Source organism: Streptomyces sp. NPDC092952, from assembly GCF_044754785.1.
GTDB lineage: Bacteria > Actinomycetota > Actinomycetes > Streptomycetales > Streptomycetaceae > Streptomyces.
Genome location: NZ_JBIVPT010000005.1, coordinates 312004 through 328705, shown reverse-complemented (window position 1 = coordinate 328705; position 16702 = coordinate 312004). Strand labels below are relative to the sequence as shown.

The 16702-nt window shown below is 72.1% G+C and carries 14 protein-coding genes; 9 read left to right on the top strand and 5 right to left on the bottom strand.

The genetic code is table 11. The annotated features are described in order from the left end of the window. Positions 1 to 25: 25 nt before the first annotated feature. From ACIQGQ_RS15475 to ybaK, 4 genes are all read left to right on the top strand, one after another. A complete protein-coding gene (locus tag ACIQGQ_RS15475) occupies positions 26 to 1627 on the top strand; it encodes an oxidoreductase (protein WP_402395502.1) in 1602 nt (533 codons plus the stop codon). 233 nt (positions 1628 to 1860) lie between these two features. Further along, positions 1861 to 2901 (top strand): hypothetical protein, encoded by a 1041-nt coding sequence (locus tag ACIQGQ_RS15470; protein WP_402395499.1) that lies wholly within the window; start codon positions 1861 to 1863, stop codon positions 2899 to 2901. 5 nt (positions 2902 to 2906) lie between these two features. Then, on the top strand, positions 2907 to 3650 hold the full coding sequence (locus tag ACIQGQ_RS15465) for an LON peptidase substrate-binding domain-containing protein (RefSeq protein ID WP_402395497.1): 744 nt from the start codon (positions 2907 to 2909) through the stop codon (positions 3648 to 3650). A gap of 17 nt (positions 3651 to 3667) precedes the next feature. Then, a complete protein-coding gene (gene ybaK / locus ACIQGQ_RS15460; protein ID WP_366294366.1) occupies positions 3668 to 4174 on the top strand; it encodes a Cys-tRNA(Pro) deacylase in 507 nt (168 codons plus the stop codon). Positions 4175 to 4351: 177 nt separating this feature from the next. On the opposite strand, the gene ACIQGQ_RS15455 is transcribed toward ybaK, so the two are convergent. The 4 genes from ACIQGQ_RS15455 to ACIQGQ_RS15440 all read right to left on the bottom strand — a co-directional run bounded on the left by ACIQGQ_RS15455 (position 4352) and on the right by ACIQGQ_RS15440 (position 8421). Further along, positions 4352 to 5086, bottom strand: coding sequence for an ABC transporter permease (locus ACIQGQ_RS15455; RefSeq protein WP_402395495.1), 735 nt, complete (start codon positions 5084 to 5086; stop codon positions 4352 to 4354). 34 nt (positions 5087 to 5120) lie between these two features. After that, positions 5121 to 5930, bottom strand: coding sequence for an ABC transporter permease (locus ACIQGQ_RS15450; RefSeq protein ID WP_402396026.1), 810 nt, complete (start codon positions 5928 to 5930; stop codon positions 5121 to 5123). 88 nt (positions 5931 to 6018) lie between these two features. Next, complete coding sequence (locus ACIQGQ_RS15445) at positions 6019 to 6993, bottom strand: ABC transporter ATP-binding protein (RefSeq protein ID WP_366294648.1); 975 nt, start codon at positions 6991 to 6993, stop codon at positions 6019 to 6021. 141 nt (positions 6994 to 7134) lie between these two features. After that, on the bottom strand, positions 7135 to 8421 hold the full coding sequence (locus ACIQGQ_RS15440) for an NYN domain-containing protein (RefSeq protein WP_402395492.1): 1287 nt from the start codon (positions 8419 to 8421) through the stop codon (positions 7135 to 7137). Positions 8422 to 8645: 224 nt separating this feature from the next. On the opposite strand from ACIQGQ_RS15440, the gene ACIQGQ_RS15435 reads away from it, so the two are divergent. Further along, on the top strand, positions 8646 to 8825 hold the full coding sequence (locus ACIQGQ_RS15435) for a hypothetical protein (RefSeq protein WP_366294357.1): 180 nt from the start codon (positions 8646 to 8648) through the stop codon (positions 8823 to 8825). Positions 8826 to 8915: 90 nt separating this feature from the next. Here ACIQGQ_RS15435 and dnaE read toward each other — a convergent pair whose 3' ends face one another. Beyond that, complete coding sequence (gene dnaE / locus ACIQGQ_RS15430; RefSeq protein WP_402395489.1) at positions 8916 to 12455, bottom strand: DNA polymerase III subunit alpha; 3540 nt, start codon at positions 12453 to 12455, stop codon at positions 8916 to 8918. Positions 12456 to 12739: 284 nt separating this feature from the next. Between dnaE and ACIQGQ_RS15425 the strand changes: the two genes are divergently transcribed. The 4 genes from ACIQGQ_RS15425 (at position 12740) to ACIQGQ_RS15410 (ending at position 16643) form a co-directional block, all read left to right on the top strand. Beyond that, on the top strand, positions 12740 to 13093 hold the full coding sequence (locus tag ACIQGQ_RS15425; RefSeq protein WP_402395487.1) for a hypothetical protein: 354 nt from the start codon (positions 12740 to 12742) through the stop codon (positions 13091 to 13093). Between the two features lie 245 nt (positions 13094 to 13338). Next, positions 13339 to 13998, top strand: a complete 660-nt coding sequence (locus tag ACIQGQ_RS15420) for a hypothetical protein (RefSeq protein WP_402395484.1) — start codon at positions 13339 to 13341, stop codon at positions 13996 to 13998. Between the two features lie 54 nt (positions 13999 to 14052). After that, complete coding sequence (locus ACIQGQ_RS15415) at positions 14053 to 14871, top strand: thioredoxin domain-containing protein (protein ID WP_402395481.1); 819 nt, start codon at positions 14053 to 14055, stop codon at positions 14869 to 14871. Between the two features lie 98 nt (positions 14872 to 14969). After that, a complete protein-coding gene (locus tag ACIQGQ_RS15410; protein ID WP_402395478.1) occupies positions 14970 to 16643 on the top strand; it encodes an alkaline phosphatase D family protein in 1674 nt (557 codons plus the stop codon). The last annotated feature ends 59 nt before the right edge of the window (positions 16644 to 16702 follow it).

The following is a 16702-nucleotide window of genomic DNA, read 5'->3' as shown; positions in this document are numbered from 1 at the left end:
ACAGCTCCGAGCGGAAGGGGCACCCGTGACCGAGCCGCACGATGGCGATTTTCCGGACGGTCTGAGCGCTGCCGAACTGGGCATGTGGCAGAGCTTCCGGAACGGCAGTACCTACGATCTGCGCACCCGCGACCCCGCGCAGGACGACCCGTTCGCCCCGGTGGTCTGGGGCCCGGAGCGCAGTGTGGACGGGCGTGTCGTCGCCCGGCTGCTGCTCTCCGGCCCGCCGCCGAGGCCCGGCCGGGTCGCGGCGCTGAAGCTCCGGGGTGTCCGGATCACCGGAACGCTCGACCTCGCGGGCGGGCGGGTCGCGCCGTACGTGGAGATGACCGGCTGCCGCTTCGAGCGCGAGGTGGTGCTGCCGGAGTGCCACTTCACGACGTTGCGGATCGTCGGCTGCGCGATGCCGAGGCTGGAGGCGGCGCGGCTGCGCACCGAGGGCGATCTGCATCTGCCGCGCTGCCGCATCCCGTACGGCGTCCGGCTCACCGACGCCCAGATCGGCACCGATCTGCTGCTCAGTCAGATCGAGCTGGGCCCCGACCGCACCGGGCGGGCCCTGGCCGGGGACGGACTGTCGGTCGCCCAGGACCTCCAGGCGGAGCTGGTCGAGGCGCGCGGCGAGCTGAGTCTGCGCGGGGCGAAGGTCGGCGGTTCGCTGAGCCTGCGCGGCAGCCGGCTGCGGAGCACCGAGGGGCGGCGCGCGCTGAACGCCCCGCAGCTCTCCGTGGAGCGCACGCTGTACATGAGCGAGGCGTGGGTGAGCGTCGACACCGGCGTCCAGGGCACCACTCCCCCGTACGGCACGCTCATGGCGTCGACCCCGGCGAGCGGGACGCGTTCGCAGATCCTGGAGTGCCGGGGCGGGGTGCGGCTGGACGACGGGCGGTTCGGCGACGCGGTCGACCTGCACCGGGCGCGGTTCGTGCTGGGCCGGCACGAGGAGCTGTCGCTGCGCCGGATCGTCACGCCGGAGCTGCGGTTCAACGCGGAGCGGCCGGAGGAGGGCCGGGTCGTGCTGAACGGCGCCCGGGTGGTCACGCTGATCGACGTGTCGACCAGCTGGCCGGGGCCCGGCGGGCTGGCGATGGGCGGCTTCGTCTACGAGAACCTCGTCCCGTACGGGCACTTCCCGCTCTCCCGGCGCCTGGAGTGGGTGGCGGCGGCGACCCCGGAGTACGTGCCGGAGCCGTACGAGCGGCTGGCGACGGTGCTCCGCAACTGCGGGGAGGACGCGGACGCCCGGGAGGTGCAGCTGGCCAAGCAGCGGCGGAGGCGCGAGACGCTGCCGCTCGCCGCGAAGCTCTGGGGCTACCTCCAGGACTGGACGGTGGCGTACGGCTACCGGCCGGGGCGGGCCGCGCTGTGGATGGCGCTGCTGTGGGCGGCGGGGACGCTGGCCTTCACGCAGCAGGTGCCGGAGGCGATCAAGCAGGACGAGCATCCGGACTGGAACCCGGCCCTGTACGCGCTGGATCTGCTGATCCCGGTGATCAATCTGGGCCAGGACGGCTACTGGCGGATGGAGGGCGGCTGGCAGTGGGGTTCGGCGGTGCTCATCCTGCTCGGCTGGATACTCGCCACGACCGTCGCGACGGGCGCCTCGCGGCTGCTCCGCCGGGGCTGACGTGATCCGGCCATTCCGGGGCGGGTGGCGGCCGCACCGCCCGTTCCGGGAACACCGTCGAACGGCCGCCCGACCCGCGTCCGGGCGGTCGGACACCCTTGGCCCGAGCAATGACATCCAGCCATATTCCGCGCATTCCTTTACCTCTTCTTGACTCGCACGGATACAACCCCTCCACTCGGCACCAAAGCTTCACAGCGCCCCTCTGGCGCCGCCCCCACCAGCGCTTTTCAATGGTCTGCACCATGCCAATCCTTCGTGCTCTGCTCCGCGCCGCGGGTACGGCCCGGCGCCCCCCGCGGGAGACGTCCACCGGACTCCCCGCGGACGACGAGGTGCTGCTCGACGCCCCCGACGAACGGCTCTCCCCGGCGCTGGTCGCCGCGGCCCTCGGCGAGTACGGCCCGGCCGCCGCCCTTCTCGCCGCCACCCGGGACCGCGCCGAGTGGGAGAACCGCGACCGCTATCTCGGCCGGCTCGTGACCTTCGCCCGCAGCCGCGACGACTGGCTGGCCGCCTGGCTCACCGACGCCCCGCAGGACCCGGACGCCGCATTGGTCAAGGCCGAGCTGGCGGTCCGCCGGGCCTGGGAGTCGCCCGCCCGCGCCGAGCAGCTGCGCGAGGTCGGGCCGCTGATCACGGCGGCGGCCGAGGGCGACCCGCGCGATCCGGTGCCCTGGCGCCTGGCCCTCGACCACGCGCGCGGCACCCACGCCACGCACACCGTGTTCGAAACGCTGTGGGAGCAGGCGGTGCGCCGCTCCTCGCACCACTACGGCTGCCATGTGTCGGCGCTGCGCTATCTCTCCGCCGCCTGGTACGGCTCGCACCGCGAGTGCTTCGACTTCGCCGAGCGGGCCGCCGAGGACGCGCTGCCCGGCTCGCTGGTGCAGGCGCTGCCGCTGCGGGCCGCCTTCGCCCTGCTGGCCGACGGGCCGAGGGCGCGGCCCAACTCGGTCCAGGAGGCCCGGATCGACACGGCGGCGGACCTGGGCATCGCCCTGTCCGCCGGGTATCCGCCGGGCGGGCCCTGGCTCGCCGAGGCGCGCAATCTGCTGGCGTTCGTGCTGATGGCCCGCGGCCGCTGGGCGGAGGCGCTGGAGCAGTTCCGGCGGATCGGGCCGTACGCCGCCTCGTTCCCGTGGTCGTCGGTGGCCGAGGATCCGCTCGGCGGATTCCTCGCGGCACGGGACGACACCCGGCTCCGGGCGGCCTGTACCGCACCGTTCCCGGGACGGACCGGCCGGGGACGGCCCGGCGGCCATTACGCTTGACCGCTGTGACCACCGCCCGACTGCCCCTGTTCCCGCTGAACGCGGTGCTGTTCCCCGGCCTCGTGCTGCCGCTGAACGTCTTCGAGGAGCGATATCGCGCCATGATGCGCGAGCTGCTGAAGACCGACGAGGACGAACCCCGCCGCTTCGCCGTCGTCGCGATCCGCGACGGCCACGAGACCGCCCGCACCGGGACCGGGATGCCCGACGCCCTGAACGGCCCCGCCGAGCGGGGCCCGGCGGAGGGGTTCGGCGCCGATCCGGCACGGACCTTCCACGAGGTCGGCTGCATCGCCGACGCGGCGAAGATCCGGGAGCGGCCGGACGGCACCTTCGAGGTCCTCGCGACCGGCACCACCCGGATCAGGCTGCTCTCCGTCGAGACCGGCGGCCCCTTCCTGACGGCCGAGGTCGAGGAGCTGTCCGAGGAGAGCGGCGAGGAGGCGGGCGCGCTGGCCGAGGGCGTCCTGCGGGCCTTCCGCGCCTATCAGAAGCGGCTGGCCGGGGCGAGCGAGCGGTCCCTGACGACCGGTGCGGAGCTGCCGGACGACCCGGCCGTCGTCTCGTACCTGGTCGCGGCGGCGGCCGTGCTCGGCGTACCGGCCAAGCAGCGGCTGCTCCAGGCGCCCGACACGGCGAGCCGGCTGCGCGAGGAGCTGACGCTGCTGCGCAGCGAGACCGCCGTCATCCGTCATCTGCCGTCCCTGCCCGCGGTGGACCTGACGCGCGCCCCGACCCACCTCAACTGATCCGAGGACGTCTCCCCGTGGCGAAGAAGCCGAAGAAGCAGCAGCAGTCCGGCGGCACCCCGGCGACGGTCGCCCTGACCGCGTCCGGCACCCCGTTCACCGTCCGCTCCTACGAGCACGACCCGGCCGCCGCCTCCTACGGAGAGGAGGCGGCCGAGGCCCTGGGCGTCTCCCCCGACCGGGTCTTCAAGACGCTGGTCGCGGAGGTCGACGGCGCGCTGACCGTGGCGGTCGTCCCGGTGGCCGGCACGCTGGACCTGAAGGCGCTGGCCGCCGCGGTGGGCGGCAAGCGGGCCGCCATGGCCGACCCGGCCGCCGCCGAGCGCACCACCGGCTACGTACGGGGCGGCATCTCCCCGCTGGGCCAGCGCAAGCGGCTGCGCACGGTGCTGGACGCCTCGGCGCGCGACCACGGGACGATCTGCGTCTCGGCGGGCCGCCGCGGGCTGGAGGTCGAACTCGCCCCCGAGGACCTGGCGTCGCTGACGGGGGCGGTGTTCGCGGAGATCGGCCGGGGGGACTGAGCCGCAGGGTCTGTCCGGCGGGCCGGGGCGGGCGGGGCGCGGTGCCCGGTGCGGCGCGTCGCAGGGCGCCGGAGCGTTCTCCCCGGGGGTCTTCTGCTGCTCGAACGGGGTGGGGATCCCGGGGAAGGAGCCGCGCCGCGAGGCGCCCGACCCCGGTCGTGATCCGCCGGACCCGCCCTACGGCTGCGCGGGGCCCTGCGGCGTCCGGCCGTCCACGGGGGCGCCGGGCGCCGCGGGCGTCCCGGGCGCCGGGGGCCACGGCGCGGGCCCGCCCGGGAACCCACCCCACTCCGGCTCCGGGTCGCGCGGCCCGAAGAGCCCGGTCAGCCCGAGGTGGACCGCCATCGCGCCCACCGGCGCCGCCAGCAGCGCCACCTTCGACCGCAGTTCGAGCGGCGCGTCGAAGACCACGCCCTTGCCGACCGCCCGCGCGTGCGCGACCACGTCCGAGGTCGGCCCGAGCGCCACCCCCAGCCGCCAGGCCAGCAGCGAACCGAGCAGACCGCCCACCGCGAGCCCCACCACCAGCGCGATGCCGCCGCTGCGCCGGAACCAGAAGACCAGGGCCGCGGAGACCGCCCCGAAGGCGAGCCCCAGCAGCACGAACGTGCCGTCGGCGCCGATCGCCTCCTCGCCCTCGCTGTCGTTCAGGAAGACGGCGGTGCTGTCCGAGATCAGCGGGACCCGGGGCGCCAGCCACAGCCAGAGCAGCCCGAACGCCGCGCCGAGGACGGTGACGAGCAGGGCCACGACCGCCGCCTGCCCCAGCTCCTGGGCGAGCCCCTTCTCCCCGGGCGCGTTCGGGTAGCCCGTCCCGGCCAGGTGGGATCCCCCGGGGCCGCCCCCGTACGGCGGGGTCTGCCAGGGGTCGTTCGGCGAGGGCTGGTGAGGCGGCGTCAGGGGTGCGGTCACCGTGCCATCGTGCCAGGCGTCCCTCTGCCGCGCCTCACCGGACCGCCGCCCTGCGGTACGCCCAGGTCGCCACGGCCAGCGAGAGGACCCCGACGACGGCGCAGACGGCGAGGTCCAGCACGACGACCGCCCAGTCGGGCCGGGCGTCGAAGGACCGCGCGAGCGCCTCCACCCCGTACGTCGAGGGCAGCAGGTCGCGCGCCCAGCCGACCGGTGCGGGCAGCCGGTCCGCCGGGAGCACCCCGAGCAGCAGCGCCGCCGACATGCCCAGCTGGCCCAGGAGCGTGGCCAGCTCCTGCCGGGGCGCCAGCAGCCCCAGCGCCGCGCCCAGCCCGGCCAGCGCCGCCCCGGCGAGCGGGATCACGGCGACCAGCACCCACAGATGGGCCAGCGGCAGCCCGAAGAGGACACTGCCGGCGACCGCCGTGACGATCGTGCCGGGCACCGTGAAGGAGGCGTACGCCCCGGCCGCCCCGAGCACCACCGCGGCCGGCGGCACCGGCAGGGTGGCGTAGTGGTCGAGGCCGCCGCCGGCCCGCAGCTGCCCGAAGTACTGGGCGAGCAGGTTGAGCGCGACGAAGGCGACCACCAGCACGGCCGACCCGGCCACGACGGCCCGGGACTCCGCCTCCCCGTCGACCACCCCGCGCATCAGGACCATGATCCCGACCGACTGGAACGTCGCGACGAAGAGCAGCGGGATCCGGGCGACCCTGGCCCGGGAGAGCTGGGCGCGGTAGACGGCCGCGAGCGCGGGGAACAGCCGGGCCCGGGGCGCGAGCGGCGCGGGCTCCCCGCCGTGGGCCGGGCGGTCGTCCGGGCCGGTCCGGGCCGGCCCGGTCACCGCGTCCGCGGGCACGATGCTCGTCACCTGGTGCTGCTCCTGTTCGCTCGCTGCCCGGCCGCGCGTACGCGCCCGGTGGTCCCGCCGGTCATGCCTTCACCAGCCCCGCGGTGGTGTCCCCGCCGAGCGCGAGGTAGACGTCCTCCAGGCTGGGCGTGGCCACGGCGAAGTCGTCGAGGGCGGCGAAGGCGGTGGAGCCGGTCACCGCGGCGACCGCCGCCCGCGCCCGGTCGGGACCGAGCCGGAGCACCCAGCGCCGCCCGGACTCCTCGGCGAGGGGACGCAGCGCGGCGACCTCGGGCACGTCCAGCGGCGCCCGCTCCCGCCACACCAGCTCGACGCGGACCTCGCCCGCGACGCGTTCCTTCAGCCCGGCCGGGGTGTCGCAGGCGATGACCCGGCCGTGGTCGATCACGGCGACCCGGTCGAGGACCGTCTCGGCCTCGATGACGTTGTGGGTGACGAGCAGCACCGTGGCGCCGCGCTCGGCCCGGCGCCGGTCCACCGCCGCCCAGACGGCGCGCCGCGCCACCGGGTCCATGCCGGTCGTCGGCTCGTCCAGCACCAGGACGGGCCGCTCGCCGACCAGGGCCGCGGCGAAGCAGGCGAGCCGCCGCTGCCCGCCGGAGAGCTTCTTCAGGGGGCGCCCCGCGATCCCGGTGAGCCCCAGCTCGTCGAGGACGGCGTCGCGCTCGGCGCGGGCGTCCGCCGCGGCGAGGCCGCGCAGCCGCCCGGTGGTCTCGGCGGCGAGCGCGACGGTCAGCTCGTCCAGCGCGGTGGACTCCTGCCCGAGGTAGCCGATCAGCCGGGCGGCCCGGTCGGGGTGGCGGACCAGGTCGTGGCCCAGCACCGTGACGGTGCCGGAATCGGGGCGCATCAGTCCGGTGAGCTGGCGTACCAGGGTTGACTTGCCGGCGCCGTTGGGGCCGAGGAGGCCGAAGATCTCACCGCGCCGGATGTCCAGGCTGATCCCGTCGGTGGCCCGCACCTCGGGGGTGGCCGGTGTGCCCCGGCGGCCGCGCGCGGCGGGATAGGTCTTGACCAGATCACGCACCGCGCACACGGTTCCGGCCGCCTGCTGCGCCTGTGCTGTGCCCGTACTCACGAGGTACGAGGGTACGGGGTCGGACGCCCCCGGCCGCGCCCGGGGCCGGGCCGGGCGGGTGCCGGGGAGCGGGTCGGCGGCGGTCGGGCGGCCCGGCCGTCAGCCCGCGGGCGGGCCGGTCCGCTCGGCGGCGGGGGTGTGCTCGGCGGCGGCGCGCACGTCGATCTCCCGCCAGAATCCCGCCCGGATCGCGTAGCGGTCGTGCTCGTCGATCTGGTCGTCCTTGTGGGCGAGCAGGCCGAACCGGGCCGCGTACCGCAGCAGCTCGCCGTCGATGCGGTGCGGGATGCGCGGGTACATGGTGGACAGCTGCTGGAGGTGGGCGGTCTCCGGGAGCCGTTCCATCCAGCGGCGGGCGAAGACCTGGCCGACCTCGAAGGGGTCGCCGCCGACGGTGGTGATGTCCTCCTCGCGGTCCGCCCAGCGCTGCTCGGCGCTGGTGAGCTGGGCGAGCGTGGGCAGCGAGGCGGTCTCTGCGGGCTCGCCCAGGGGGCCGCCGCGGTCCGTCCAGCTCTTGTCGGAGGACCAGCGCAGGGTGGCACCGGCCTGGGTGGGCTGCGGGAGCTGCCGTTCGGACGGGACGGCGGGAACCGGGCCGCGCAGGCTGCCCGCCAGGTCCTTGGGGGTGGGTACGGCACGGCCGCCGGGCACCGGCCGGTCGGGGGCGGCGGCCTCCTCGGGCGGAGCGGCGGTGCCGTTGGCCGCGGCGGCCCGGGCCTCGGAGGCCCGCTCGGCGGAGGCGGCGAGGGCGGCCTCGGGGAGCGGCGCGGAGAGGATCGCGGCGATCTCCGGGCGGGGGGCGGGCGGCGGGGCGCAGATGCCGCCGGTCTCCTTGGCGCGTACGGCCTGGGTGATCCAGGCCCGGTCGAGGACCCGGCGTTCGTCGGCCTCGGCCACCAGGTCCTCGGACTGGTTGTAGTCGCCGTCTGCGGCCTGGACGGCCCACAGGTGGACGGCGACGCCGTGCTCCTTGGCGGACATCAGTCCGGGCAGCAGGTCCCCGTCGCCGGTCACCAGCACCACGTCGGAGCAGGCCCGGTTCCGGGCCAGTTCGGTGAGCTCGGCGTGCATCGCGGCGTCGACGCCCTTCTGCGCCCAGCGCCCGTCGCTGCGGGTCAGCGCGCCGAGCCGGACGGTCACCCGGGGCATCACGCGCAGCCTGCGGTGCTCGGGCTGCGGCACCCGGTCGGGGGCGCCGTCGAACCAGTAGATCCGCAGCAGCGGCTGCTGCGTGTCGGCCTCGGCCCGCTCGCGCAGCCCCCGGACGAGGGCCGTGTGGTCGACCGTGATGCGGGACCGGGCGGGTTCCCCGGCCAGCAGGCTCGCGGCCGCGCCCAGCAGATAACCGGCGTCCACCAGGACGACGCAACGGTCCACGCGATCCACCCTCTTCCAGAAGTTCGGGTGCGGTCCTTGCCATGGGTTTGCTCCGAGTCTGCCCGACCGTGCGGGGCTTGACGTCCGGAACTCGATCATCGGCGTGGCGGAACGGAAGAACGACGCGTCTCCTACCCCCGCTACGCACGGTAATGATCCAACATGCACGGTTTGTACCGCCATGTGAATCTGAACGCGGTCCTGGCCCCGAGAGTCCCCACAGGAGGAAGACCATGGCCAAGAACAAGAACCGCAAGCAGGGCGGCCAGCAGAACCGCGCGGCGGGTCCGCAGCGCGGTACGGAAGAGGCGCGTACGACCGGCTACGAGTCGCAGATACAGCCTCAGTCGCAGGCCCAGGGCAGCCCTGCCGATGTTGCGCGTAAGCACCAGCGGCGCTTCGGGCACAACTGACCCGGGCGCCGTCGGCCCGGTGACGGGCCGGTTGGCACGAGGGGGCGCACCGCTTTCGCGGGGCGCCCCCTCGTCGTGTCCGCGGTCCGGTCAGCCCGCCAGGCAGGAGGGACCGAGCAGCACCTTCAGGTCACCGTAGAGGGCCGGGTCGGCCTTGACCCGGTGCCGGTCGAGCCGGAGCACCGTGGTCGTGCGGGGGCCCTGGAGCCTGATCCGTACCTCGGTGTCGCCCCGGTGGCTGGCGAGGACCTCGCCGAGGCGGCTGACCATGGGCGGGGTGATCTTGACGGTGGGGATGGTCAGCACCACGGGGGCGTTGGTGCCCGCGTTGGAGATGTCGGGGACCTGCATCTCCATGGCGACGAGGCGGGGCACGTCCTCCCGCTTGTCCAGGCGGCCCTTGACGAAGACGACGGTGTCCTCGACGAGCTGGGTGGAGACCAGCTGGTAGGTGGCCGGGAAGAACATGCACTCGATGGAACCGGCCAGGTCCTCGACGGTGGCGATGGCCCAGGCGTTGCCCTGCTTGGTCATCTTGCGCTGGAGGCCGGAGATGATGCCGCCGACGGTGACGACGGCGCCGTCGCCGTGCTCGCCGCCGGTCAGCTGGGAGATCGAGGCGTCGGCCTTGTCCGAGAGCACGTGCTCCAGGCCGAAGAGCGGGTGGTCGGAGACGTACAGGCCGAGCATCTCGCGCTCCTGGGCGAGCAGGTAGGCCTTCTCCCACTCGACGTCGGAGAACTCCACGTCGAGCCCGAAGCCCGGCTCGTCGCTCTCCTCCTCGCCCATGCCGCCGAAGAGGTCGAACTGCCCCTCGGCCTCCTTGCGCTTGACCTGCACCACGTTGTCGATCATCGGCTCGTGGTGGGCGACCAGGCCCTTGCGGGTGTGGCCCATCTCGTCGAAGGCGCCGGCCTTGATCAGGGACTCGACGGTGCGCTTGTTGCAGACGACCGCCTCGACCTTGTCCAGGAAGTCGGGGAAGGAGCTGTACTTCCCCTTCGCCTTGCGGCACCGGATGATCGAGTCGACGACGTTCTGGCCGACGTTGCGCACGGCGGTGAGGCCGAAGAGGATCACGTCGTCGCCCTGGGCCGCGAAGTTCGACAGCGACTCGTTGACGTTGGGCGGGAGCACCTTGATGCCCATGCGCCGGCACTCGTTGAGGTAGACGGCCGACTTGTCCTTGTCGTCCTTGACCGAGGTGAGCAGCGCCGCCATGTACTCGGCGGGGTAGTTCGCCTTGAGGTACGCGGTCCAGTAGGTGACCAGGCCGTACGCGGAGGAGTGCGCCTTGTTGAAGGCGTACCCGGCGAACGGCACCAGCACGTCCCACAGCGCCTTGATCGCCGCGTCGGAGAAGCCCTTCTCCTTGGCGCCCGCCTCGAAGAGGACGAAGTTCTTCGCCAGCTCCTCGGGCTTCTTCTTGCCCATCACGCGGCGGAGGATGTCGGCCTCGCCGAGGGAGTAGCCGGCGACGATCTGGGCGGCCTTCTGCACCTGCTCCTGGTACACGATCAGGCCGTAGGTGAGGCCGAGGACCTCCTTGAGGGGCTCCTCCAGCTCCGGGTGGATCGGGGTGATCTCCTGGCGGCCGTTCTTGCGCTCGGCATAGTTCGTGTGCGAGTTCATGCCCATCGGGCCCGGCCGGTAGAGGGCCGAGACGGCGGAGATGTCCTCGAAGTTGTCGGGCTGCATCTGGCGCAGCAGGGAGCGCATCGGCCCGCCGTCGAACTGGAACACGCCGAGCGTGTCGCCGCGGCAGAGCATCTCGTAGGTCTTGGGGTCGTCCAGCGGGAGGGCCAGCAGGTCCAGCTTGACGTGCTTGTTGGACTCCACCATCTTCACGGCGTCGTCCATGATCGTGAGGTTGCGCAGGCCCAGGAAGTCCATCTTCAGCAGGCCGAGCGACTCGCACTGCGGGTAGTCCCACTGGGTGATGGTGACGCCGTCGGTGTGCCGCACCCAGATCGGGGCGTGGTCCACGATCGGCTCGCTGGACATGATGACGCCGGCGGCGTGCACGCCCATCTGGCGGACCAGGCCCTCGACGCCCTTGGCGGTGTCGATGACCTTCTTGACGTCCGGCTCGTTCTCGTACATCCCCCGGATCTCGCCCGCCTCGCTGTAGCGGGGGTGCTTGGGGTCGGTGATGCCGTTGAGGTCGATGCCCTTGCCGAGGACGTCGGCGGGCATGGCCTTGGTGAGCCGGTCGCCCATCGCGTACGGGTAGCCGAGGACGCGGGCGGAGTCCTTGATGGCGTTCTTCGCCTTGATCTTTCCGTACGTGCCGATCATGGCGACCTTGTCGGCGCCGTACTTCTCCGTCACGTACCTGATCACTTCGACGCGCCGACGCTCGTCGAAGTCGATGTCGACGTCGGGCATGGAGACGCGCTCGGGGTTGAGGAACCGCTCGAAGATCAGCCCGTGCTCGATCGGGTCGAGGTCGGTGATGCCCATCGCGTACGCCACGATCGAACCGGCCGCGGAGCCCCGGCCGGGGCCGACGGCGATGCCGTTGTTCTTGGCCCACATGATGAAGTCGGCGACGACCAGGAAGTACCCCGGGAACCCCATCTGGATGATGATGTCCATCTCGTACTCGACCTGCTTCTGCCGGTCCTCGGGGACGCCGCCCGGGAAGCGGCGGTCCATGCCGACCCGGACCTCCTCCTGGAACCAGGTGATCTCCGTGTAGCCGTCCGGGATGTCGAACTTCGGCATCAGGTCGCGCTTCTCGAACATCCCGGAGGTGTCGATCTGCTCGGCGACCAGCAGGGTGTTGCGGCAGCCCTCCTGCCAGGCGTCGGAGGAGTCGACGGCGTACATCTCGTCGGCGGTCTTGAGGTAGTAGCCGGTGCCGTCGAAGCGGAAGCGGTCGGGGTCGGAGAGGTTCTTGCCGGTCTGGATGCAGAGCAGGGCGTCGTGCGCGGTGGCCTCGTGCGCGTAGGTGTAGTGCGAGTCGTTGGTCACCAGCGGCGGGATGTTGAGCTTCTTGCCGATTTCGAGGAGCCCGTCGCGGACCCGGCGCTCGATCTCGATGCCGTGGTCCATCAGCTCCAGGAAGTACTTGCCCTCGCCGAAGATGTCCTTGTAGTCGGAGGCGGCCTGGACCGCCTCGTCGAACTGGCCGAGCCGCAGCCGGGTCTGCACCTCGCCGGAGGGGCAGCCGGTGGAGGCGATCAGCCCCTCGGACCACTGGGCGATGGTCTCCTTGTCCATCCGCGGCCACTTCTGGAGCCAGCCCTCGGCGTACGCGTCCGAGGACAGCTTGAAGAGGTTGTGCAGCCCGGTCGCGTTCGACGCCCAGATCGTCTTGTGGGTGTAACCGCCCGAACCGGAGACGTCGTCGCGCTTCTGGTGCGGCTGGCCCCACTGGATCTTCCGCTTGTGCTTGCGGGACTCGGGGGCGACGTACGCCTCGATGCCGATGATGGGCGTCACGCCCGCCTTCTGCGCCGAGTGGAAGAAGTCGTAGGCCCCGTGCAGGTTGCCGTGGTCCGTCATCGCGATGTGGGACATGCCCATCTCGTTGCAGGCGGCGAACATGTCCTTGAGCCGCGCCGCACCGTCCAGCAGCGAGTACTGGGTGTGGACGTGCAGGTGCGTGAAGGGCGGCTTGGTCACGGCGCTGTTCCTCCGGAAGAACGGACGACGGCTGGGTGGGGGGACAGCGTGGAAGTCTACGTCTCCGGGCGCGTGGGCGAGGGGGCTCGCCGACCACGGTCACACACGGTCGCCGTGATGGAGGTCACCGCGACAAAACACGACACCCCGCACCATCCCCCTCGGGAATATGGCGATTTTCCTGGATCCTGATTCCCGCCCGCGACCGTTAACCCATTGCCCCACCCCCCGGGGGGCGTTAGCATCCCCTCGTTCCGAAATAGTGAAGGAAATCGGTGGGGGATATGAACGTCAAGAAGACTCTGGTTTCGATAGCCGCCACGACCGCGATCCTGGGGGGCTTCACCATCGGTACCGCGTCGTCCGCGAGCGCCGCGGGCTACGGCTGCGGGAGCGTCGGCCACAACAACTCCGACGCCGTGCACAAGGTCGTGGTCGGCCACCTGCGCAACGGACCTGCCGAAACGTGTACCCAGACCCTTTCCGTGGCGCCCGGCACCACGTTCTACGCCTGGTGCGGCGTCTACAACAAGTACGGGAACCTCTGGGTGTACGGACGTCTGGCCGGCGGCGAGACGAAGGGCTGGATCTACTCCAAGAACCTGACCCTGGAATCCGGTTCCGTAAAGATTTGCTGACCCGTTTCCGGAAAAGGTCCGCCTGAACAAAGGCGGGCCTTTTCCGTTTTCGCATCCTTGATTCACACCGTAATTCACACGGTTTCGATCCGCGTCTCCCACGCGTCGGCACCACCCCGGACGCGCCGCGACTTCACACTTCCCAGACATCGGTAATTTCGGCGATTTCAGCCACGATCCGGGCAACTGAATCGCTACCGCCGGGCCCTCTGTCCTCCGGGAACCGGCATGGCAGAATTGCCGCGATGGACACGCAGACGACCGGCCTCCGGGCGGCACGGGCAGCGCTCTTCACCGCGCTGTGCCTGACGCTGTCCACGGGCGCCCACGTCCTGCTCTCCTCGGCGCCGCTGCCCCTGTCGCTGATCGTGCCGATCGGCGTGGCCGTCTTCCTGCTGGCCTTCGCCCTGGCGGGCGGGCGCGAGCGGGGCTTCTGGCCCATCGCCGCGCTGCTCGTCCCGCTCGAACTCGCGGCGGACACGGTGTTCACCAGCGGCCAGCACGCCTGCTACGGCCCGGCGGGCGGGCCCGTGGCGGGGTCGTTGCGGTCCATGGGCTGGGACCTGATCTGCGGCGGCGAACCGCTCGGCACGCCGTTGACGCATGTCGCCTCACCCGGTGCCGGCTCCGCGTCGGCGACCCCCTGGCTGCTGCTCGCCGCACACGTCTCGGTCGGGCTCCTCGCGGCGGCCTGGCTGTGGCGCGGCGAGGTGGCGCTGGCCCGGCTGCTGCGCGCGGTGGCCGCCGCCACGTTCCGGCCGCTGCTGATCGCCGTCGCCGCGGTCACGGCCCGCCGGGAGCCCGCCCGTCTCCGCCCGCGCCCGGCACCGCGCACGCCGGTCCTGCGCGGCCGCGTCCTCGCGTACTCCGTCGGTCTGCGCGGACCGCCCTGCCCGGTCCACTGACCCCGAGCACGGCAGTCCCATCCCTTCACCAGATCCACGGAGAGTCGATCCATCATGAGCAAGCGCAACACTCAGCAGGCGAAGACCGCGGCCCGTGAGCGGCTGCGCGCCGAACGCGAGCGCCAGGCCAAGCGGGACAAGACCCGGCGGCAGGCCATAGTCGCCGGTTCGATCGTCGCCGTCCTGGCGATAGCCGGCGGCGCCGGCTACCTGGTGATGCAGAGCCTCAAGCCCTCCCAGTGGGAGGCCGCGAAGGACAAGGCACTGGTGGCCCCCAAGAACACCACCGGCAAGAACCACACGACGGTCACCCTCGGCGAGGAGACCGCCAAGAAGACGATCATCGCGTACGAGGACCCGCGCTGCCCCATCTGCGCCACGTTCGAGCAGACGATCGGCCCGACGATCACGAAGGACCTGAAGGACGGCAAGTACAAGATCCAGTACGTGGGTGCCACCTTCCTCGACACCAACCTCCCCGGCGAGGGCTCCCGCAACGCGCTCAGCGCGCTCGGCGCCGCCCTCAACGTCTCCAAGGACGCCTTCGCCTCCTACAAGGAGGCCCTCTACTCGGCGAAGTACCACCCCGAGGAGACGGACGACAAGTTCAAGAACGACTCTTACCTCATCGAGATCGCGGACACCGTCTCCGAGCTCAAGAACAACAAGACGTTCCAGAAGGACGTCAAGGACGGCACCTTCGATCGCTGGGCGATCGAGATGTCGAAGAACTTCAACGACAACAAGTACGACATCGAAGGCACCCCGTCCTTCGTCATGGACGGCAAGAAGGTCACCGGCCCGGACAACAAGAACGCGCCGATGACCGTCGAGGACTGGAACGCCGCCGTCGACAAGGCCCTGAAGGGCTGACGCGACGCGCGGGAGCGGAGGGACGCTTCACGAAAGAGCGGGTGAACTCTTCGGATTCACCCGCTCTTTGAGCGTACTAGTCAGTAGTCTGATCGCCCGTGACCAGTCGCATACCTTCAGACGCCCGGCCGGACCGTTCCGGCCCCCACGCCCCGCGCCGCCGCACGGTCGTCAAGGCCGCCGCGGCCGGCGCCGTGCTCGCCGCCCCGCTCGTCTCGGCGGCCACCGCGCACGCCTCCGCCGACGATTCCGCCTTCCTGCACGGCGTCGCCTCCGGCGACCCGCTGCCCGACGGCATCCTGCTCTGGACCCGGGTGACGCCGGACGCGACGGCGGTCCCCGGCTCGGGCAACGGCCCCGACGTGCGGGTGGACTGGGAGATCGCCCAGGACAAGGAGTTCCGTACCGTCGTGGCCCGCGGAACGGCCACCGCGAGCGCCGCCCACGACCACACCGTGAAGGCGGACGTGCGGGGGCTCGCCCCGGCAAGCACGTACTACTACCGCTTCGCGGTGGGCACCGTCCTCTCCCCCGTGGGCCGCACCCGGACGGCCCCGGCGGCCGGCGCCGCGACGCCCGGGGTGCGGTTCGGCGTGGTCTCCTGCGCCAACTGGGAGGCCGGCTACTTCTCCCCGTACCGCCACCTCGCCGCCCGCGCGGACCTCGACGCGGTCCTCCACCTCGGCGACTACATCTACGAGTACGCCTCCGGCGGGTACCCGGCGGCGAAGTACACCGTGCGGCCGCACGAGCCGAGGCACGAGATCCTCACCCTCGCCGACTACCGGCTCCGGCACGCCACGTACAAGACGGACGCCGACCTCCAGGAGCTGCACGCGGTCCACCCGGTCATCGCGATCTGGGACGACCACGAGTTCGCCAACGACGCCTGGTCGGGCGGGGCCGAGAACCACACCCCGGAGACGGAGGGCGCCTGGGCGGACCGGGTGGCCGCCGCCAAGCAGGCGTACTTCGAGTGGATGCCGGTCCGCGCCTCCACCGAGGGCACCGTCTACCGGCGGCTGCGCTTCGGCAGGCTCGCCGAGCTGCACCTCCTGGACCTGCGCAGCTTCCGCTCCCAGCAGGCGTCGATCGGCAGCGGCGCGGTCGACGACCCGGAGCGCACGATCACCGGCCGGGCGCAGCTGGACTGGCTGAAGTCGGGGCTGGCCGCGTCGGACGCGGCCTGGAAGCTGGTCGGCACGTCGGTGATGATCTCGCCGGTCGCCTTCGGCTCCGTGCCCGCGGAGCTGCTGGCACCGCTGGCCAAGCTGCTCGGCCTGCCGCAGGAGGGGCTCGCCGTCAACGTCGACCAGTGGGACGGCTACACCGACGACCGCAAGGAGCTGATCGCCCACCTGCGGGACCGGTCGATCACCAACACGGTCTTCCTGACCGGTGACATCCACATGGCGTGGGCCAACGACGTGCCGGTGAAGGCGGCGACGTACCCGCTCTCCGCCTCGGCCGCCACCGAGTTCGTGGTGACGTCGGTGACCTCGGACAACATCGACGACATCCTGCACGTGGCGCCGCAGACCGTCTCGCTGGTCGCGGCCGCCGCGGTCAAGGCCGCCAACCGCCATGTGAAGTGGGTCGACATGGACTCGCACGGCTACGGGGTCCTCGACGTGACCGCCGAGCGCTCCCAGATGGACTACTACGCCGTCTCCGACCGGACGAAGCGGGACGCCACCGCCAAGTGGACGCGCTCGTACCGGACGCTCAACGGGACGCAGAAGGTCGAGCGGGTGAACAGCCCGGTGCTCTGAGAGGCCGTTTTCGGCCATCCCGTCGTTGACTGACGGTTCATCACATCACTACGGCGGGT